The organism is Janthinobacterium amylolyticum, from assembly GCF_051380655.1.
Classification (GTDB): Bacteria; Pseudomonadota; Gammaproteobacteria; order Burkholderiales; family Burkholderiaceae_D; genus Janthinobacterium.
The window spans coordinates 77,267-96,086 of sequence record NZ_JBNYXL010000010.1 but is presented as its reverse complement, the minus strand read 5'-3'; the positions used below and the strand labels follow the sequence as shown (position 1 = coordinate 96,086).

The window sequence follows — 18,820 nt, the reverse complement described above, 5'->3', positions numbered from 1 at the left end:
CAATATTTGAATATAAAAAACACAATTCAGATTGCAAATTAATAATAGGTTTACTTGAGCAATATCAAAGCTCGATCGCTAGAATGAAGCTACTAATTTGATACCTTGCTTTATTGCCCAGATCGTCTAAGGCGCGCAGCGCTTTGGCGGGCGGCAAGACGGCACGGACGGGCATTTTCGACTATCATGCTAGCCCCGACCTTCCATCACGAGCACCGCCATGAGTACCGATTTCCCCGACTTTTCCGACGCAGCAGCCGAGCAAGACAACGACGCCCCGATTCAGGAGCCGCGCCTGTGGGTAGGCAATGGCTGGACGGCGCGGGTCATCAAGAATGAGGAAGACGAAGGCTGGGCCGTGGCCATGATCAAGGATGGCGAACCGGAGCCGGCGCTGGTGGGTCCGTGGACCATGGGCCGCGACAAGAAAAACCCCAAGCCGCTCGACGTCAACGCCTTCAACACCTTGGTCAAGACGGCCTCGGAAGTGCTGCGCCGCCACGAGCAGCAGCTGCACGCGCAGCTGCACAAGAACCTGTTCGTCGCCACCGACGAGGGGCAAGTCAAGGTGATGTTTGACATCGTGCCGGACGAAGACCACCCGTATGCCGAGCTGAGCGCCTACGACGCCGACGGCGAGCAGATCGCCAAGGTGCGCACCTCGGCCGCGTTCAAGTTCAATGCGACCTCGGCGGCGAACTGGATCGAGGGCGGCTACCGCCGTCCGTAATCCGGCGCCACCACTTGCGCCAACAATGTGTCGGATTACGCGCTTGCGCGCTAATCCGACCTGCCTCGTGCAGCATATGCGAGCCGGTGCAGCAGCGGCAGGCGTAGGTCGGATTAGGCCTGAAAGGCCGTAATCCGACGCGACCAGAGCCAACAATGTGTCGGATTACGCGTGCCCTTCGGCCACGCTAATCCGACCTGCCTCCTCTTCTTTCCTGCGATATGCGAGCCGGTACAGCAGCGGCAGCACCAGCAGGGTCAAGGCCGTCGACGACAAGATGCCGCCGATGACCACGGTGGCCAGCGGGCGCTGCACTTCGGCGCCCGTGCCCGTGGCAATCGCCATCGGCACGAAGCCCAGCGAGGCCACCAGCGCCGTCATCAGCACGGGCCGCAGGCGGGTAATCGCCCCCTCGCGTATCGCCTGCTGCAAGGGCATGCCCTGCTCGCGCAATTGGCGGATGAAGGCGATCATCACCAGGCCGTTGAGCACGGCCACGCCGGACAGGGCGATGAAGCCGACCGCCGCCGAAATCGACATGGGGATATCGCGCAGCCACAGGGCGATGATGCCGCCCGTCAAGGCGAACGGGATGCCGCTGAACACCAGCAAGCCATCTTTCACGTTGCCGAACATGGCGAACAGCAAGACGAAGACGAGGGCCAGCGCCACTGGCACCACCAGTTCCAATCGCTTGGTGGCTGACTGCAATTGTTCGAACTGGCCGCCCCAGCTGGTCCAGTAACCGGCGGGAATGGCCACTTGCGCCTGCAGCTGCTGCGTGGCGTCTGCCACGAACGAGCCGATATCGCGCCCGCGCACATTGGCGCTGACGACGATGCGGCGCTTGCCGTCTTCGCGGCTGATCTGGTTCGGCCCCGGCGCTACTTGCAGGCTGGCCACTTCGCCCAGCGGGATGAAGCGCGCGCGCCCTTCCGCGCCCGCGCCCTGGGGCAGGGCGATGGGCAGGCGTTTCAGCTGCTCCAGGTCGCTGCGCAGGCTGTCAGGCAGGCGCACGACGATGTCGAAGCGGCGGTCGCCCTGGAACAGGGTGCCCGCTGCCTGCCCGCCGATGGCCGTGGCAATCGCCGATTGCACGTCAGCAATGTTGAGGCCATAGCGGGCCGTCTGCTCGCGGTCGATCTGCACCGTCAGCATGGGCAGGCCCGTGGTCTGCTCGACCTTCACTTCCGTGGCGCCGGGAATCTTGCCCAGCACGCCGGCGATCTTCGCCGCCGTGCTGTCGAGGACAAGCATGTCGTCGCCGAACAGTTTCACGGCCACGTCGCTGCGTACGCCGGAAATCAGTTCATTGAAGCGCAGCTGGATCGGTTGCGAGAACTCATAATTGTTGCCCGGCAAGCTGGTGGCTGTCGCTTCGATTTCCGCCAGCAACTGCTCGCGCGGTTTCTTCGGTTCCGGCCATTCCTTGCGCGGCTTGAGCATGATGTAGCCATCGGAAATATTCGGCGGCATGGGGTCGGACGCAATCTCGGCTGTTCCCGTGCGGGCAAACACGCGGGCGATTTCCTTGTGGTTTGCCATCAGCTTGTTTTCCAGCTGCTGCTGCATGGCCAGCGACTGGCTCAGGCTGGTGCCGGGGATGCGCAGGGCCTGGATGGCGATGTCGCCCTCGTTCAGGCTGGGCACGAATTCGCTGCCCATGCGCGTGGCCAGCAAGCCCGACAGCACCACGGCCACCGTCGCGCCCGTCAACACGACGGGCGTGTTGCGCATCACCGTGTCCAGCGCGGGCGCATACCAGCGCTTGGCGGCGCGCATGATGGCGTTTTCCTTCTCCGCCACCTTGTCGCCGATAAACAGCGCCACGGCGGCAGGGATGAAGGTGATCGACAGCAGCATGGCGCCCAGCAGGGCGATGACGACCGTCAAGGCCATCGGCGTAAACATGCGGCCTTCCACGCCCGTCAGGGCGAAGATGGGCAGGTACACCACCATGATGATCAGCTGGCCGTACAGCAATGGGCGGCGCGCCTCTTGCGATGCGGCAAACACTTCCTGAAAACGTTCCTGCAAGGTCAACGGCCGGCCCAGCTTTTGCTGCGCATGGGCCAGGCGGCGCACGCAGTTTTCCACGATCACCACGGCGCCATCGATGATGATGCCGAAGTCCAGCGCCCCCAGACTCATCAGGTTGGCGCTCACATGGTATTGCACCATGCCGGTAAAGGTAAACAGCATGGCCAGCGGAATCACCATGGCCGTGATGACGGCCGCGCGAATATTGCCGAGGAAGAGGAACAGGATGGCGATCACCAATACCGCGCCTTCCAGCAGGTTTTTCTTCACCGTATTGATGGCCTTGTCGACCAGCACCGTGCGGTCATACACGGTGACGGCGTGCACGCCCTTGGGCAGGCTGCGGTTGATTTCCACCATCTTCTTGTCGACGGCCTGCGAGACGGCGCGGCTGTTCTGGCCGATCAGCATGAAGACGGTGCCCAGCACCACTTCGCGGCCGTTTTCCGTGGCCGCGCCCGTGCGCAGTTCGCGCCCGATCAGCACGTCGCCCACGTCGCGGATGCGGATGGCCACGCCCTGTACGTTGGCGACGACGATGTTGCCGATATCCTCTTTCGAGGCCACCTGGCCCGGCGCGCGTATCAGCAGCTGCTCGCCCTGCTTTTCGATATAGCCGGCGCCCACGTTGCCATTGTTGCGTTCGAGCGCCGTCACCACGTCTTGCAGGCTGATGCCGTAGGCGGCCAGTTTTTCCGGGTAGGGTGCCACCTGGTATTGCTTGGCGTAACCGCCGATGGCATTGATTTCCGTCACGCCCGTGACATTGCGCAGCTGCGGCTTGATGATCCAGTCCTGGATTTCGCGCAAGTCCGTCGGCGTGTACGGCGTGCCGTCGGGCTTCTTCGCGCCGTCTTGCGTTTCCACCGTCCACAGGTAGATTTCACCGAGGCCCGTGGAAACGGGTCCCATCTTCGGCGTGATGCCGGCCGGCAGGCTTTCCTTGGCTTCCTGCAGGCGCTCGTTGATCATCTGGCGGGCAAAATAAATGTCCGTGCCATCCTTGAAGATCACGGTCACCTGCGACAGGCCATAGCGCGACAGCGAGCGCGTCTGCTCCAGATTCGGCAAGCCGGCCATGGCCGTCTCGATGGGGAATGTGACGCGCTGCTCGGTTTCCAGCGGCGAATAGCCGGCCGACTGGGTATTGATTTGCACCTGCACATTGGTGATGTCGGGCACGGCGTCGATGGGCAGCTTCTGGTAGCTGTAGATGCCCAGGCCGGCCATGGCGGCCACGGCCAGCATCACCAGCCAGCGCTGGTCGATGGCGAAGCGGATCAAGCGTTCAAACATGATGGTTTCCTTTGGCTTGACGTGATCAGTGTTCGTGGCCGGCGGCATCTTTGCCCAGCTCGGACTTCAGCACGAAGCTGCCTTGCGCCGCGTACGGCGTGCCGGCGGGCAAGCCTTGCCTGATCTCCGTCCACTTGCCATCGCTGCGCCCCAGCACCACGGGCGTCGCCTGGAAACCCTCTTTCACCTGCACGAAGACGACGGGCTTGTCTTCCACCGTCTGGATGGCTTGCGTTTGCACCGTGACGGGCGCATCGGCCTCGCCGGAGACCACTTCCACGCTGACAAACAGGCCCGGGCGCCAGGCCATGTCGGGGTTCGCCAGGCTGATGCGCGCCTTGGCCGTGCGTGTCTGTTCGCCCAGCAAGGCGCCTACATAGGTGATCGTGCCTTTCGCGCTGGCATCAAAGGCGCTGGCATTGACTTCCGCCTTGCCTCCCACGCGCACGGTGGCCAGGTCTTTTGCGGGCACGGCGATTTCCGCCCACACGGTCGACAGGTCGGAAATGACGAAAATGTTCGCGTCTTCCTTGACCGCCTCGCCCAGCGCGATATGTTTTTCCAGCACCATGCCATCGAAGGGCGCGCGGATTTCATAGCGGTTCAACGGCCCCTTGGCGGCACCGGTGGCGCCCAGCGCGCTGAGCTTTTGCTGCGCGTTCTGCACGGCGATTTCCGCTTCGCGCCACGCTTGCTGCGCCTGCAGGTAATCCTGTTCGGCGGAGATTTTTTCGCGCCACAGTTTTTCCTCGCGCTCATACGTGGAGCGGGCCAGCGACAAGCGCCGCTGCGCCGACAGCAGTTCGCTGCGCTGTTCCGACAGGTCCGTGCTGGCGATGACGGCCAGCACTTGTCCCTTTTTCACCAGCTGGCCCAGGTCGGCCTGCACGGCTTCCACCACCCCAGCCAGGCGCGGCACGACGTGCGCCGTGCGGTCTTCATTGAAACGGATTTCGCCGGGCAGGGCGACGGTGGTCTTGATGCGGCCGTGCGCGGCCGTGGCGATGACGACGCCGGCCGCCCTGGCTTGCGCGGCCGTCAGTTCCAGCTTGCCCTCGACTGCTTCGTGGCCGTGCTCGTCCTTCTTTTCAGCATGTGCTTCCGCCTTGGCGGCGGGGGCGGCGGGGGCGCCGGACTTGCCCGTACCAAGGATCAGGCCGGCCAGCACGATGCCGATCACGGCGATCGACGCGATGGCGATGGTTTGTTTCTTGTTGAGTTTGATGTTCATATGGCTGTTCCTTACAGGGAAGCGGGGGCGCCCAGCAGGCGCTCGATCTCGGCGGCGGCCTGGTGCGCTTCGGTGAGGGCGCGCAGGTACTGGTTTTTGGCTTGCAGCAAAGTGCGCTGGGCATCGAGCACGTCAAGGAAGGCGAACTTGCCAAACTCGAAGCCCTTGCTGGCCGCGTCGTAGGCGCTTTGGGCGCCGGGCAAGATGTCGCGGCGCAAGCTTTCCACGTCAAGCCGGGCCGTTGCCAGGCGTTCGCTAGCGGCGGACACGGCCGTTTGCACGTCGATGCGGGCGGCGGCCAGCTCGTCGCTGGCCTTGTCGCTGCGGCGCAGGGCGTCGAGTTTATTGCCCGCGTTGCGGTCGAACAGGGGCAGCGGCAAGGCCAGCCCGATGATGGCCTGGTTGCGGCCCAGCTCTTCCGAACGCTTCATGCCCACGCTGACCGTGACGTCGGGCGTGGCACGCCGCTGTTCCACGTCCAGCAAGGCTTGCCGCTGCGCCAAGGCACTTTGCGCCTGGCGCACGGCAGGCGCCGCCGGCAAGCGCGCCGCCAGCTCGCTTGCCGGCGGCAGCTCGGGCAAGGTTTCCAGGCGGCCATCGGCCTGGGTGAAACGGGGCGTGGCGTTGCCCCACAGGGCGGCCAGGCGCTTGCGGGCGCTGGCCAGGGCGCTGCGCGCCAGGTTCAGCTCCAGGCGCACGCTGGCCTCGGCCACGCGGGCACGCGTTTCCTCGACCGGGGACGCCTTGCCGGCCGTCACCCGGCGCGCCGTGATGTCGCTGGCGCGCGCGGCCAGCGTCTGCGCGCTGTCGGCCAGACGCAAGCCTTCCTGTGCCGCCAGCACGTCGACAAAGGCACTCGTGACTGCCGCGCGGGTGTCCGCCTGCTGCTGGGCCAGGCCCGCTTGCGCCACGTCTTCGCCGCGCTGGGCGGCGGCCGTGCGGGCGCCGCGCTTGCCGCCCAGCTCGATTAATTGATTGAGCTGTACGGTGGTGCTGCGCGTGGCGCGGCGCGTATCTTCCAGCACTGTTTGCAGTTCCGGATTGGGCAAGGCGCGCGCCTGCTGCAGGGCGCCGCCCTGGGCCGCCAGTTCATGGCGGGCGGCCGACAGGGTGGCGTTGCCGTTTTCGGCGAGCAGCAGGGCCGCTGGCAGGGTCAGGGGACCCGCGGCTTCCTGTGTCGCCTGGGCATGGACGACGTTGCCGGCCAGTAGGCCGGCGGAGAGCAAGAACAGATAGATGGATCGGTACATCGAATTCTCCAAAAGCATGGAAAAGAATTCGACGGGACGCGCAGGCTAGCGCCCGGGTTGATCAGGCGCGTGTATTGCGATCAGTGGAATGAGACGTCCCGTCGGCCTAGGTGGCCGACGACCAGTCAGGGCGCTTGGGAACGTCCGGGATGTGCGAAGCGTAAAAGAAGGGGGAGGTGTCGGCGTTGACGGACGCCGTATCGAACACGGGCAGGCTGGAGCCGGCCGGCAGCCATGCATGGCCGATGCCATGGCAGACGTTGCAGTCGCTGTGCGGCTGGCCTTTTTTCTGCTGGTCCGCCACTTTTTTGTCGCCGGCAGGCTGTTTATCCGCATCTGCCTCGGCCTTGTGCTGGTGGCTGTGGTGGCCCAGGTGCTGCGCCGCCTTGCCTTCTTCATGCAGGCAATACGCGCTCGCCGCGGCCCAGGACATCTGGAGCGGAAGCACGAACAGCAGGAAAATGAGGAAGAATCGGCGCATGGTGACGGCTATTGTACAGAACAAAGAAAGGCCGCGCTGCGCTTAGCGCGGCTGTGCGCGCCAGGCCGCCAGTTGCGCGGCGATGGCCTTGCCCTGGAACAGCTGCGGCTCGGAATGTTCTTCCGCCTCCATGCCGCCAGCGCTAAAGTCGGCCGCCTCGCGCGCCCGCACCAGCACCTTGGCTTGCTCGAAGGCTTCGGCAAAGCCGGCGCTTCTGGGCAGCGCTTCCTTGAAGTACGCTTCGCTGAAATACGTAAAATCGTTCTGGTCGTCGCAGCCGAACGAGGTGCGGTCGCTGCGCGCGGCCGTGATGATGAGGGTGTTGTCATCTTTTAATGGCGCGATGAAGCCGCCCGCATAGCAGGCGGACACGACGATGACTTTCCAGCGGATGCCGCTGTGCTTGAGCATGCCCGCCAGCTCTTGCGCGGGCAGGCTGTGCAGGTCCATGCCGTTTTGCGCCAGCGCCAGTTCGTGCTCGGGTGAACCATGGCTGGTGAGGAACAGGAACAGGATGTCGTTCTGCTTGTCCATCTTCGCGCCCAGGGCGTCGAGGCTGGCGCGGATGCTGGTGCGCGTGGCCATCGGCTGCTGCGCCACCGTGTTGCGGCTGTTGACGAGCATCAAAGAACGGCCCGTGGTGCCATAGTCGCGGTCGAACTGGCGCTGCACGAAGGCCGTTTCGCGGCGAAATACTTCCTGCGCGCCGTCGCCTGCCACGCCCAGCAGGTAGAGATTGATTTTCTTTGCCGGGTCGCGCGCCGCGATGCGCGCCAATGCCCCTTCCAGCAGGCTGCGCTGGTTGTACAGGGCCACTTCGATGTTGTCGCGCGTGAGCTTGTCCAGGGCCGGGTCGTCCAGCTGGCCTTCCGTCCAGTTGCCGCTGTCTTCGCGCCGGCCGTCCGCCTGCGCCACGGCATAGCGCAGCACGCCCTTGCCATCGAACTGGCCATTCTTGAAGCCGCCCCGGTATTCATCGCCGTCGGCCGTGCGCAGCACGCCTACACCCTCGAATTTCCAGTCTTTCAGTTCGCCTTCGTAGTGGATGCCGTCGCTGGTGACGACTTTCGCCTTGCCCAGCACTTGCCCCTGGACGAACTGGCCTTCGAAGACGGTGCCATCGGTATCGGTCAGCCTGCCGGCGCCGTGCGGGCGCCAGTTCTTGAAGTGGCCTTCGAAGGTGGCGCCATCGGCGCCCTGGAAGCGGCCTTCGCCGTCGAAGCTGCCCTTGACGAAACTGCCCACGTACAGCTCGCCCTTGGGCGAGGTATAGCGGCCCTGGCCATCGAAGGCGCCCTGGCGGAAGGCGCCCGTGTATTCCACGCCCGAGGCCTGGCGCAGCCGGCCCTGGCCGGAAAACACGCCGCGCGCGAAGCCTCCTTCGTAAAACGCGCCGCTCGCATATTCCAGGCGGCCCTGGCCATGCATCTTGCCTTCGACCAGGGGGCCGAAGTAGCGCCCGCCATCGGCCGTCTCCGCCGCCGGCGCCTTGGCTGGCGCGGCGCACAGCGGCGGCATGCCCAGCGCGGCAAACGCCAGCAGGCCGGCGAGGGTGTAGGGACGAAGGGAAGCGCGTAGCGTGGCGGTCATGAGGACGATCTGGTCTGTAGGGAGGGCCTAGTCTGCCACTGTATCGCCAAGGTGGCAAATACTGGTGTGGCGTGTGTTGCCGTGCCTCAAGGCAAGATTCTGCTTTTTTAGCCGTGCCAAGGCAGGACTGAACTGATAATATTGATTTTCAGAACATATCTCTCGGAAGGTAGCCGTCAAGCCATGGAAAGTCGTCTCAGCCGCCTGGAAGCCGTGCAAACCGTGTTGCTGGAAATCGGCCAGCGCGCCAGTACCTGCAGCGATATCAGCGAATTCCTGCAGGCCGTGCACGCGGCGCTGGGTCGCATCATGTATGCGGCCAATTTTTATGTGGCGTTGAGCGACCGCGACGACGGTCTGGTGCGTTTTCCGTATTTTGTCGATGAATTCGACGCCGCGCCCGAGGCCGGCGTGGGCGTGCGCCTGGCCAGTGCCGCGCAGTCGCCCACGGCCTGGGTCATCGTCAACGGCAAGCAGCTGGTGATGACGGCCGACGACGACGCCATGCGCGCCATCGGCGGCGGGGCCTGGGGCGGCGGCACGGCGGCCGAGCACTGGATCGGCTGCCCGCTGCTGGACCAGCAGCACCAGGTGCTGGGCGCCATCGTCATCCAGAGCTACGACGCGGAGCACCGTTTCAGCCTGGAAGACCAGGCCCTGTTCGCGCTGATCGCCACGCATGTGTCGAGCGCGCTGCAGGGCATGCAGAGCATGGACCGGCTGGAAAAGGCGGTACAGGAGCGCACGGCCCTGCTGGCCCACGAAGTGGCCGAGCGGCGCCGCGCGGAAAACCTGCAGCATGCGCTGTATGAAATCGCCAACCTGTCGGCGCAGGTGTCCGATGCGACGACCCTGTACGCGCGCCTGCACGCCATCATCAGCGAACTGGTGACGGCGAAAAATTTCCTCATTGCCCTGTACCACCGCGACAACAAGGACATCACGATTCCGTACTTTGTCGATGAAAAGGATGCGCAGGCGCCCGTGAAACGCTTTCACTACGGCATCGGCATGAGTTCGTATGTGCTGGCGCGCCGCCAGGCCTGCCTGCTCGATGCGCAAAGCTATGCGGCGCTGGTGGCCAGCGGCGAGATGGAAGAGCCGCTGGGCAATACCGGCATCGCCAGCTGGATGGGCGCGCCGATGCTGCTGGGCGACCGGAAATATGGAGTGATCATCGTGCAAAGCTATGACGAGTCCGTCGTGTATGGCCAGGCGGAACTGGACGTGCTGGCCTTCATGGCCAGCCACGTGGCCGTGGCGATGGCGCGCATCCAGGCTGACGGCGCCATGCGCCGCGCCAAGGAAACGCTGGAAGAACAGAACGCGGCCCTGAACAGCGCCTTGAGCAAGCTGCAGGAAGCGCAGTCGGAACTGGTGCGCCAGGAAAAACTGGCCTCGCTGGGCCGCCTGGTAGCGGGCGTGGCGCATGAAATCAACACGCCACTGGGCATTTGCGTGACGGCCACCAGCCACCTGGTGCAGGAACTGAAACTCACGCGCGAAGACCTGGCGGCCGGCCAGCTCGATGAAGACGGCCTGCAGCAGTTCTTCGACATCATCGACCAGACGCTGCGCATCATGACGACGAACACCCAGCGCGCCGCGGCGCTGGTGCGCAGCTTCAAGCAGGTGGCCGTCGACCAGTCGTCGGACGAATTGCGCAGTTTTAATTTGCGCAAATACCTGGACGAAGTCCTGCTGTCGCTGCAGCCCAAGCTGAAAGGCAAGCCGGTCAAGGTGGAGATCGACTGCGCGCCGGAGGTGCAGCTGCGCAGCTATCCGGGCGCCGTCTCGCAGATCGTCACCAACATGGTGGTCAATTCACTGGTGCACGGCTTTGCCGAAGGCGAGCCGGGCAAAATCAAGATCGGCGCGCGCACGGCCGGCGAGATGCTGGAACTCGATTACAGCGACGATGGCATGGGCATGGACAGCGCCACCCTGGGCCAGCTGTTCGACCCCTTCTTTACCACCAAGCGCGGCTCTGGCGGCAGCGGCCTGGGCGCACATATCCTGTACAACCTGGTGACGGGGCCGCTGGGCGGCACGGTGAAGGTGGTCAGCGCGCCGGGCATGGGATTGCATTACAAGATACGCTTTCCGCTGGAGCCGAAAAGCGCTTGACAACTTGAATACTTGAAAACGGCGGGCCGAAGACGCCGACCTGAGAAAATGCCGATGGCGGCGTTGCAGCTCCTTGCCGTACTGGCATACTGTCTGCGTCGCTGCGCCTTGCCCTCGACATTTTTCAGGCCCGCTTGGCCCGGAATGCCCGTGTTGGGGGCCTGGGCCGCCGCGTGTTTTGCTGGTAGCCGCGAAGCCACGTAGGTCGGATTAGCGGCGCAGCCGCGTAATCCGACGTACGCATGCTAATCCGGGAAACGTTGATTCAGCGCCAGCGCTGCATCGAGGTTGGCGATCAGCAATTCCACATACTGCGGGTCGAGGTGGCTGCCGCTCACTTCGCGCAGGTAGCTGACGACGCGCTCCAGCGGCCAGGCGTCCTTGTAGCAGCGCTTGTGCATGAGGGCGTCGAAGACGTCGGCGACGGCGGCGATGCGCGCGTATTTGTGGATGTTTTCGCCCACCAAACCCTGCGGATAGCCGCTGCCGTCGTATTTTTCATGGTGCTGGTGGGCGATCACGGCTGCCGCCTTGAGCAGCGGGCGCTGCGAACCGTCGAGGATGGACATGCCCACCGTCGGATGCTGCTTCATGATTTCCCATTCCGCCGCGTCGAGCTTGCCCGGTTTCAGCAGCACGGCGTCGGGCGTGGAAATCTTGCCGATGTCATGCATTGGCGCCGCGTGGCGCAGCACCATGGTTTCGTCTTCCGACATGCCGGACGCCTGCGCCAGCAGCTGACACACTTCGGCCATGCGGCGCACGTGGTTGCCGCCTTCGTGCGAGCGCGATTCGACCACGTCGCCCAGGCGCAGGATCAGCTCGGCCTGGGTATCGGTGATTTCCTGCGTCAGCAGGATGTTGTCGAAGGCGATGGCCACGCCGGAGCAGAACACTTCCAGCAATTGCGCATCGAGGTCGGAAATTTCTTCCACGCCTTTCAAGACCAGCAGGGAGGCTTTGCCGCTGCTGTTGGGAAAATAGCCGACATAGGTGTCGCCGTGCAGGCGCGAGATCTTGTTGCTTTTCGCATGGTCCAGCTGCGACAGCAGGGAAGGGCTGAGCATGCCGTCGTCCGTGTCGCCGATTTGCGCAAGGATTTCGTAATCCTGTTCGCCCGTGATGGCGCTGGCGCCGCGCAGGCGCAGCAGCATGCTCGTTTCCAGGCGCAGCAGGGCGACGACTTGCTGCAGCAGGCCGCTGGCGAAGTCGCGCAGGTTGCGCTGCTTGAAAATGTGCGCCGAAGCGGCGATGACGCGCTCCAGGCCTTCGCGGTAATGCAGCTGGGCCAGGCGCGCTTCTTCCACCTTCATGATGTCGCGGTAGGCGCGCAGGGCGGCGAAGGTGGTGGTAAACAGCTTGGTGCGGTCGAGTTCGGTCTTTTCCTTGTAGTCGTTGATGTCATAGTTGACGATCACGCGCTCTTCCGGCGCCTGGCCCGGCTGGCCCGTGCGCAGCACGATGCGCGTAAACTGGTTGCCCAGGTCTTCGCGCATCCAGCGCGCCACTTCCAGGCCGCTGTCTTCGCGCTCCATCACCACGTCCAGGAAGACCAGGGCGATGCCGGACTCGCGCGCCAGCACCTGCTTGGCTTCGGCGCCGCTGTAAGCATGCACGAAGCTGAGGGCGCGGCCTTCCAGGCGGAAACGGCTGAGTGTCAGTTTGGTGATGTCATGGATGTCGGGTTCATCATCGACGAGCAGGACTTTCCAGGGAGGTAACTTGGGCGATGCTGAAGACAAAAATGACATAGGGGCAAGTTCCGCTAAAAGGCATAACTGACGCAATGCTGAGACGCCTGCACGAGGAAAATCCCGCGTGCTGCTACCGGCGCTGCGCGTTTTTCGGGCGCATTTTGTCGATTGTAGACTGACAGCTAAGTATTAACAACAAGCAAGAATAATTGACTAGTTTCATGCAACAAGCATGTCGGAAAGATACTTTAAATTGACGCAAACGCTACTATCTGTACTTTATCGCTTAGGCAACTATATTTTCAAGACAATACTTTGTTTTTATTAATATTGCCAACGAATCTGCAAAAATCTGCGCTGGCGGGCCGTTCCCTTGTTTTTGGGAAAGAAAAGTAACAAGGTATGAATTTCGCTTCCCAAGCCGGTGCTTGCCGTTATATTGAATGGATATAAGGGCGGCCCGTGCGCCAACCTTTTGACGAAAGGATGAGCATCATGCAAAAGAAGATGACGACGCGCGCCCTGGTGGCCGCGCTGGCCTTGCTGGCCACCAGTGCCGCCTGGGCCGATACCCAGGTACGCTACGAAAAACCCGAGCAATTTACGGACTTGCCGTTCAGCCAGCGTGAGCGTGAAGACGTGCTGAAGGACCTGAGCGCGCATTTCGAGAAGCTGGGCCAGTCGCTGCCCGCAGGACAAACCCTGAAAATCGATGTGACCGACATCGACCTGGCGGGACGCGAAGAGCCGCGCCTGCGCGGCGCCAGCGATCTGCGCGTGCTCAATGGCCGCGCCGACTGGCCGCGCATGCGCCTGCACTATGTGCTGGAGCAGGATGGCAAGGTCATCAGTAGCGGTGACGCATCGCTGTCCGACATGTCATACATGAGCCGTATCAACCGCTACACGGGCGACGCGCGCCTGCGCTATGAAAAGCAGATGATCGACGACTGGTTTGTCCAGACCTTCGGCGTGCCGGCCAAGCAGGCGCGCAAGGCCGCTGGCAAGTAAGCGGACACACAAGCCGGCAAACAGGCAGCCAGGCAGACGCTGCCTGCGGGCATGCGCGGCGGCTGGCAAGAATCGCCGCGCTGCCTGTTTCCATGCGTGATGTATTGCGCTCCAGAAATTTTCACTTCACGTTATATTCAAAGCAGGCAGCGCAATGCATGGCATTGCGGCCACTGCCCGCCCGTGCGGCTTTCTGAAAGGGATGAATATGCGTATTTCCAAGGCAACCAGGACGTGGGTCGCGGCACTGGCGCTGCTGGCCAGCAGCAGCGCCTGGGCCGGTGTGCACGTCAACTTCAGCAAGCCCGACAATTATTCGGATATGCCCTTCAGTTCGCGCGACCGCGAGCAGATCCTGGCCGGCCTGGCCGAGCATTTCCAGTTGCTGGGCAAGGGCTTGCGTCCGGGCCAGGACTTGAAGATCGAGGTCACGGATGTCGACCTGGCCGGACGCGAAGACCCGATGCGCCGTGGCGCCATGGAAGTGCGCGTGATGGATGGGCGCACCGACTGGCCGCGCATGCGCCTGCGCTACCAGCTGGAACAGAACGGCAAGGTGATTGCCAGCGGCAACGCGGCCCTGTCGGACATGTCGTATCTGCAGCGCATCAATCGCTACTCGAGCAACGATGCCCTGCGCTATGAAAAAAAGATGATCGACGAGTGGTTTGAAGACACCTTCGGCATCAAGCCGCAAGGCCGCAGCAAGCCCGTGCTGACCTTGCAGCAGCCGGTGCACCGCCGCTAAGGCTGCCATAGCCCGTCAGCGCAAATAGGTGTGTTCGATGCGCGCCAGTTCGCCGCTCTGGCGCAGAGCCAGCAAGGCGGCGTTCATCTTCTCGATGAAATCCGTCTTGTAGGCTGGCTGGCTGTGCGCGCTGTAGGCGATGTAGGTCGCTTCGGACGACAGTTCCAGCACTTCGTGCAGGCGGAAATGATAGCGCGCCAGCTCGTCCTGCAGCAGCCTGGCCGTGTGGCGCGCGGCGGCGCGGTCGCTGGCGTAGCAATCGATGCGCCGCAGCGCCAGCTTCTTCAGGTTGGCCTCGTTTCCCTTCGCCGCTTCCAGTTGCAATACGCCCTGGCGCGCCGGCGCCATCAGTTTTTCCGACAGCAGGAAGCCGGCATTGACGCCGATGCGCAAGCCGGCAAAGTCTTGCGGGAAATGCGCGCGCGGCGTACGCATCACTTCGTCATGGCAGAACAGCACCACCGATTCGCGGTACAGCATGGCCGAATACGGGTGCACGTAGGGCCGCTCCGTCTTGCGTCCCGGCGGAAACAGGCCAAACACGCGGCCCTGCTCCAGCGCGGCGAGTCCCCGTTTCCACGGGCGTGGCTGCAGGACGAGGCGGTAGGCGGGCATCTGGCTGGCCGCCTCGCGCAGGATGTCGATATACATGCCCTTGAAGACGCCATTTTGCACATAGCTGTAGGGCGCGTAGTCGTCGTCGCCATACAGGATCACCGTTTGCGGTGCGCCGAAGGCGGACGGCAGCACGCCCAGCAGCGCCAGGCTGAGGCACAGTCTTGCCCTTATCGGTGATCGCATGCCGCTCCAGAATCAATTATCTTCCTGGCAAGCATACAGCATGGCGGCATGCGGCTCCGCTTAATCGATCCAGTTGACTTGCGGGAATTTGCTGCCGAAATCTTCCGGCATGGGCACGACCTGGCTGCGCTTGTAGTTGAAAAACACGAAGCCGGACTTGGCCATGGCGATCAGGGTGTTATCGCGCGGCCGCGTGATGCGGAAGGTGATGTCGCCGCCGTACTTGTTGAAATCCATGACGCCGACCTCGAACAGCAGCTGGTCGCGCGCATGGGCTTCGGCGCGGTAGGTGGTGGCCAGGTCGGTGACGATGATGCCGGTGCCGTCCGCTTCGATGTCGCGCACGCCATATTCGAACAGGAAGCGCGCGCGGGCTTCGGAAATCATGGAAATCATGGAATCGTTGCCGAGATGGTTGCCGGCATTGATGTCCGTCGTGCGTACCGTCAGTTGCGAGGAATAGCAGTACTGGTCTTCAGGAAATTCGAGTTTCAAACGGGCCATGGTGTTCTCTTGAGCTGGGGCGCAGGGCGCGGCGGAAAAAACCAATTCTAGCCGGTTCCCCGCGCCGCGTCGAAAAGCGCCGCCTCAGGCGTGCGCCGCAAGACTGCCTGCGCATCCTGATTTGCGCGCCTACTTGCGCACGATCCGGTAAACCTTGCCCGTGCCGCTCAGCATGTACAGTTCGTTCTGGCTATCCTGGCCGAACGACAGGATATTGCCGACATTGCTGATATTCCAGTCCGTCACGGCCGAGGCGGCGCCATTGCTGTCGCTGAAACTCTTTAGCCAGCCGCTGCAGTAGTCGGAATACAGGTAGTGGCCGGCCAGTTCCGGCAAGGCCGTGCCGCGGTACACATAGCCGCCCGTGATCGAGCAGCCGCCCGCGCTGTCGTGGCCGTACTCGACCACGGGCAGCACCAGCCCCGCCTGGCTGCAGCTGGCGCTGTTGTAGCACTGCGTGCCTTCCATGATGTTCCAGCCATAGTTGTTGCCCGCCTGGCCCACGGGGCGCACGTTGACCTCTTCCCGGTTGCCCTGGCCCACGTCGGCGAGGTACAGCAGCTGGGCCGGCACGTCGAAGGCGTAGCGCCATGGATTGCGCAAGCCATACGCCCAGATTTCACCGCGCGCGCCCGCCGTGCCGACAAATGGATTGCCGGATGGAATGACATACGGCTGGGCCACGGTGCTGGCGTTGACGTCCAGGCGCAGCAGTTTTCCCAGCAGCACGTTGGTGTTTTGCGCATTGCGGGGCGGATCGCCCGCGCTGCCGCCGTCGCCCGTGCCCGCATACAGGTAGCCGTCGGGGCCAAAGCTGAGCAGGCCGCCGTAGTGGTTGCTGAAGGTCGGGTGCGGGATCGTGATGATCGTCAATGCCGACAGGGCATCGGCCACGTTGGCGTTGCCGGCTGACACTTGCCGCCGTTCGATGACGATATCGCCCGCCAGGTTGGTGTAATAAATGAAGAAATAGCCATTGCGCGCGTATTGCGGGTGGAAGGCCAGCGACAGCAGCCCCCGCTCGCCGCTGGTGGTGGTGAGCGTGCTGATATCGAGGAAGGGCGTGGCCAGCAAGTTGCCGTTTTGCACCACGCGGATGCGTCCTGCACGCTCGAGAATGAACAAGCGGCTGTCGCCCGCAGGCGCCGTCAGGAAAATGGGCGCATTCAGGCCCGTGGCCACTTCCTGCAGGGTCAGGGCCAGCGGCGCGCCGGCCGCATAGCTGACCATGGCGCTGGCCGTCGCGCCGGCATTGACCTGCACTTGCTGCGTCGCCGGCGTGGGCGCCAGGCTGCCCGTGCCTTGCAGCACGCTGGCGGCGCTGACGGTATAGGCGCCGGGCGCCAGGCCCGCCAGGGTGCTTGAGGCCGTCAACGCCTTGCTGTAGGAAGCCGGTCCCGTCACCGTGACGGCGGCGGCCACGCCGGCCGGCAAGCCGCCGATGGTGACAAGCAAGCTGCCGCTGGCGGGAGCGGGTACGGGATCATCGTCGCCGCCGCCGCATGCGGCCAGCAGGCCCAGGCAGCAAGCCAGCAGCAGGGCCATCCAGGTGTGGGGAAGTGGGCGAAGTAGCTTGCGCATGTCAGTCTCCTGCGGGAAGGACAACGATGGCGGGGCGGGGTGCATCGATAGAACTGTCGTATGCCAAGAATGCGCGTATTGACACTGGCAAGATTGAGTTGGCGCAAGCGCACATCGCATGCCCGCCAGCATACGCCGCGTGCGCGCCGCTACCGTGCGTTGCAGCACGCAGCGGCGCCATCGGACAAATGCGCCGCGTTTACAGACAAGCGCGCGGCCATCCGCACCGCCGCGCCCGCAGGCGCCCGATAATGGCGCATCTGAAACCGAGCAGGAAGAATACGATGAAAACCAAAGCCGCGATTGCATGGAAGGCGGGCGCCCCGCTGACGATAGAAGAAGTCGACCTGGCCGGCCCGCGCGCCGGCGAAGTGCTGGTCGAGCTGAAAGCCACCGGCATTTGCCATACCGATTACTACACCCTGTCCGGCGCCGATCCGGAAGGCATCTTCCCCGCCATCCTCGGCCATGAAGGCGCCGGCGTCGTCGTCGACGTCGGTCCGGGCGTGACGACCCTGAAAAAGGATGACCACGTCATCCCCCTGTACACGCCGGAATGCCGCCAGTGCAAATTCTGCCTGTCGCAAAAGACGAACTTGTGCCAAGCCATCCGCTCGACCCAGGGCCGCGGCCTGATGCCGGACGCGACCAGCCGCTTCTCGCTCAATGGCCAGCCGCTGTTCCACTACATGGGTACCTCGACCTTTTCCAACTACATCGTCGTGCCGGAAATTGCCCTGGCGAAGATCCGCGAAGACGCGCCATTCGATAAGGTCTGCTATATCGGCTGCGGCGTGACGACGGGCGTGGGCGCCGTGCTGTTCTCGGCCAAGGTCGAGGCGGGCGCCAACGTGGCCGTGTTCGGCCTGGGCGGCATCGGCCTGAACGTGATCCAGGCGGCGAAGATGGTGGGCGCCGATAAAATCATCGGCATCGACATCAACCCGGCGCGCCAGGCGATTGCCCGCAAGTTCGGCATGACGCACTTTATCAATCCGAACGAAGTGGAAAACGTCGTCGACGCCATCGTGCAGCTGACGGACGGCGGCGCCGACTACAGTTTCGAATGCGTCGGCAACACCACCCTGATGCGCCAGGCGCTCGAGTGCACGCACAAGGGCTGGGGGAAATCGTTCATCATCGGCGTGGCGGCGGCGGGCCAGGAAATTTCCACGCGTCCATTCCAGCTGGTGACGGGGCGTGAATGGCGCGGTTCGGCCTTCGGCGGCGCGCGGGGACGCACGGATGTGCCGAAGATCGTCGACTGGTACATGGAAGGCAAGCTCAACATTGATGACCTGATCACGCACCGCTTGCCGCTGGAACGCATCAACGAAGGCTTCGACCTGATGAAGAGCGGCGAATCGATCCGTTCGGTCGTGCTGTATTAAGCACTGTTCTTATTGCGCAACACTTGACGGACGGGGCAGGGCGGCGGGCTGTACTTCGCCGCCTGCCCCTGCTAGTGTGAAGGTATCCGCCTTGCTTTGGGAGCCGTCCATGTTTGCCACTGCTTATTTGCTGACCCTGCGCCGCATGCTGCCCGTGTTTCTCGGCGCGGCCCTGTCGTCCCTGCTGGCCTTGTGGTGGAGCAATGCCACCATCCTCGCCACGCCCGCCATCTGGCTGGCGCTGCTGGCCACCTATCTGCTGTGCGCGCTGATGTTTACGCCGCTGGCCTGGCATCGCCAGCAGCTGGCCACGCGCCACGTGCGCACCAACAAGTCGCGCTGATA

Annotated in this window: 15 protein-coding genes; 6 read left to right on the top strand and 9 right to left on the bottom strand. The window is 63.5% G+C overall.

Annotated elements, in window-relative coordinates:
• Positions 1–220 precede the first annotated feature (220 nt).
• Positions 221–730, top strand: coding sequence for a hypothetical protein (locus ACQ4WR_RS21040; protein WP_102297681.1), 510 nt, complete (start codon positions 221–223; stop codon positions 728–730).
• A gap of 165 nt (positions 731–895) precedes the next feature.
• Here ACQ4WR_RS21040 and ACQ4WR_RS21035 read toward each other — a convergent pair whose 3' ends face one another.
• From ACQ4WR_RS21035 to ACQ4WR_RS21015, 5 genes are all read right to left on the bottom strand, one after another.
• Complete coding sequence (locus tag ACQ4WR_RS21035) at positions 896–4,066, bottom strand: efflux RND transporter permease subunit (protein ID WP_436489710.1); 3,171 nt, start codon at positions 4,064–4,066, stop codon at positions 896–898.
• A 25-nt stretch (positions 4,067–4,091) separates the two neighbouring features.
• Positions 4,092–5,297, bottom strand: a complete 1,206-nt coding sequence (locus ACQ4WR_RS21030) for an efflux RND transporter periplasmic adaptor subunit (protein ID WP_436489708.1) — start codon at positions 5,295–5,297, stop codon at positions 4,092–4,094.
• 11 nt (positions 5,298–5,308) lie between these two features.
• Positions 5,309–6,547: a TolC family protein gene (locus tag ACQ4WR_RS21025; RefSeq protein WP_436489706.1), complete on the bottom strand. Its 1,239-nt coding sequence runs from the start codon at positions 6,545–6,547 to the stop codon at positions 5,309–5,311.
• Positions 6,548–6,653: 106 nt separating this feature from the next.
• Entirely contained in the window at positions 6,654–7,028 is a 375-nt protein-coding gene (czcI, locus tag ACQ4WR_RS21020; RefSeq protein WP_436489704.1) for a cation efflux protein, CzcI family, read from the bottom strand.
• Between the two features lie 42 nt (positions 7,029–7,070).
• Positions 7,071–8,618, bottom strand: coding sequence for a C13 family peptidase (locus ACQ4WR_RS21015; protein ID WP_436489702.1), 1,548 nt, complete (start codon positions 8,616–8,618; stop codon positions 7,071–7,073).
• 183 nt (positions 8,619–8,801) lie between these two features.
• Here ACQ4WR_RS21015 and ACQ4WR_RS21010 point away from each other — a divergent pair, with 183 nt between their 5' ends.
• The gene (locus ACQ4WR_RS21010; protein ID WP_436489700.1) at positions 8,802–10,745 is read left to right on the top strand and encodes a GAF domain-containing sensor histidine kinase; all 1,944 of its coding nucleotides are present in this window, start codon (positions 8,802–8,804) and stop codon (positions 10,743–10,745) included.
• 245 nt (positions 10,746–10,990) lie between these two features.
• Here ACQ4WR_RS21010 and ACQ4WR_RS21005 read toward each other — a convergent pair whose 3' ends face one another.
• Positions 10,991–12,496, bottom strand: a complete 1,506-nt coding sequence (locus tag ACQ4WR_RS21005) for a DUF3369 domain-containing protein (protein WP_436489698.1) — start codon at positions 12,494–12,496, stop codon at positions 10,991–10,993.
• A 438-nt stretch (positions 12,497–12,934) separates the two neighbouring features.
• Between ACQ4WR_RS21005 and ACQ4WR_RS21000 the strand changes: the two genes are divergently transcribed.
• Complete coding sequence (locus tag ACQ4WR_RS21000; protein ID WP_102292859.1) at positions 12,935–13,450, top strand: DUF3016 domain-containing protein; 516 nt, start codon at positions 12,935–12,937, stop codon at positions 13,448–13,450.
• A gap of 208 nt (positions 13,451–13,658) precedes the next feature.
• The gene (locus tag ACQ4WR_RS20995) at positions 13,659–14,198 is read left to right on the top strand and encodes a DUF3016 domain-containing protein (protein ID WP_102292858.1); all 540 of its coding nucleotides are present in this window, start codon (positions 13,659–13,661) and stop codon (positions 14,196–14,198) included.
• Between the two features lie 15 nt (positions 14,199–14,213).
• On the opposite strand, the gene ACQ4WR_RS20990 is transcribed toward ACQ4WR_RS20995, so the two are convergent.
• The 3 genes from ACQ4WR_RS20990 to ACQ4WR_RS20980 form a co-directional block, all read right to left on the bottom strand.
• Positions 14,214–14,999 (bottom strand): substrate-binding periplasmic protein, encoded by a 786-nt coding sequence (locus tag ACQ4WR_RS20990; RefSeq protein ID WP_436489695.1) that lies wholly within the window; start codon positions 14,997–14,999, stop codon positions 14,214–14,216.
• Positions 15,000–15,059: 60 nt separating this feature from the next.
• Positions 15,060–15,503, bottom strand: a complete 444-nt coding sequence (locus tag ACQ4WR_RS20985; RefSeq protein ID WP_099401379.1) for a thioesterase family protein — start codon at positions 15,501–15,503, stop codon at positions 15,060–15,062.
• Between the two features lie 129 nt (positions 15,504–15,632).
• Positions 15,633–17,084 carry a PQQ-dependent sugar dehydrogenase gene (locus ACQ4WR_RS20980; RefSeq protein WP_436489693.1) on the bottom strand — a complete coding sequence of 484 codons (1,452 nt, stop codon included), beginning with the start codon at positions 17,082–17,084 and terminating at the stop codon, positions 15,633–15,635.
• 284 nt (positions 17,085–17,368) lie between these two features.
• On the opposite strand from ACQ4WR_RS20980, the gene ACQ4WR_RS20975 reads away from it, so the two are divergent.
• Both ACQ4WR_RS20975 and ACQ4WR_RS20970 read left to right on the top strand, forming a co-directional pair.
• Positions 17,369–18,475: an S-(hydroxymethyl)glutathione dehydrogenase/class III alcohol dehydrogenase gene (locus tag ACQ4WR_RS20975; protein ID WP_035824324.1), complete on the top strand. Its 1,107-nt coding sequence runs from the start codon at positions 17,369–17,371 to the stop codon at positions 18,473–18,475.
• Positions 18,476–18,584: 109 nt separating this feature from the next.
• Entirely contained in the window at positions 18,585–18,818 is a 234-nt protein-coding gene (locus ACQ4WR_RS20970; RefSeq protein ID WP_102297298.1) for a hypothetical protein, read from the top strand.
• Positions 18,819–18,820: the final 2 nt, after the last annotated feature.

What these genes read in the sequence shown, in the direction of transcription:
- ACQ4WR_RS21040 (WP_102297681.1), top strand. Translation starts at nt 221, where the DNA reads ATGAGTACCGATTTCCCCGACTTTTCCGACGCAGCAGCCGAGCAAGAC.
- ACQ4WR_RS21035 (WP_436489710.1), bottom strand. Translation starts at nt 4,066, where the DNA reads ATGTTTGAACGCTTGATCCGCTTCGCCATCGACCAGCGCTGGCTGGTG.
- ACQ4WR_RS21030 (WP_436489708.1), bottom strand. Translation starts at nt 5,297, where the DNA reads ATGAACATCAAACTCAACAAGAAACAAACCATCGCCATCGCGTCGATC.
- ACQ4WR_RS21025 (WP_436489706.1), bottom strand. Translation starts at nt 6,547, where the DNA reads ATGTACCGATCCATCTATCTGTTCTTGCTCTCCGCCGGCCTACTGGCC.
- czcI (WP_436489704.1), bottom strand. Translation starts at nt 7,028, where the DNA reads ATGCGCCGATTCTTCCTCATTTTCCTGCTGTTCGTGCTTCCGCTCCAG.
- ACQ4WR_RS21015 (WP_436489702.1), bottom strand. Translation starts at nt 8,618, where the DNA reads ATGACCGCCACGCTACGCGCTTCCCTTCGTCCCTACACCCTCGCCGGC.
- ACQ4WR_RS21010 (WP_436489700.1), top strand. Translation starts at nt 8,802, where the DNA reads ATGGAAAGTCGTCTCAGCCGCCTGGAAGCCGTGCAAACCGTGTTGCTG.
- ACQ4WR_RS21005 (WP_436489698.1), bottom strand. Translation starts at nt 12,496, where the DNA reads ATGTCATTTTTGTCTTCAGCATCGCCCAAGTTACCTCCCTGGAAAGTC.
- ACQ4WR_RS21000 (WP_102292859.1), top strand. Translation starts at nt 12,935, where the DNA reads ATGCAAAAGAAGATGACGACGCGCGCCCTGGTGGCCGCGCTGGCCTTG.
- ACQ4WR_RS20995 (WP_102292858.1), top strand. Translation starts at nt 13,659, where the DNA reads ATGCGTATTTCCAAGGCAACCAGGACGTGGGTCGCGGCACTGGCGCTG.
- ACQ4WR_RS20990 (WP_436489695.1), bottom strand. Translation starts at nt 14,999, where the DNA reads ATGCGATCACCGATAAGGGCAAGACTGTGCCTCAGCCTGGCGCTGCTG.
- ACQ4WR_RS20985 (WP_099401379.1), bottom strand. Translation starts at nt 15,503, where the DNA reads ATGGCCCGTTTGAAACTCGAATTTCCTGAAGACCAGTACTGCTATTCC.
- ACQ4WR_RS20980 (WP_436489693.1), bottom strand. Translation starts at nt 17,084, where the DNA reads ATGCGCAAGCTACTTCGCCCACTTCCCCACACCTGGATGGCCCTGCTG.
- ACQ4WR_RS20975 (WP_035824324.1), top strand. Translation starts at nt 17,369, where the DNA reads ATGAAAACCAAAGCCGCGATTGCATGGAAGGCGGGCGCCCCGCTGACG.
- ACQ4WR_RS20970 (WP_102297298.1), top strand. Translation starts at nt 18,585, where the DNA reads ATGTTTGCCACTGCTTATTTGCTGACCCTGCGCCGCATGCTGCCCGTG.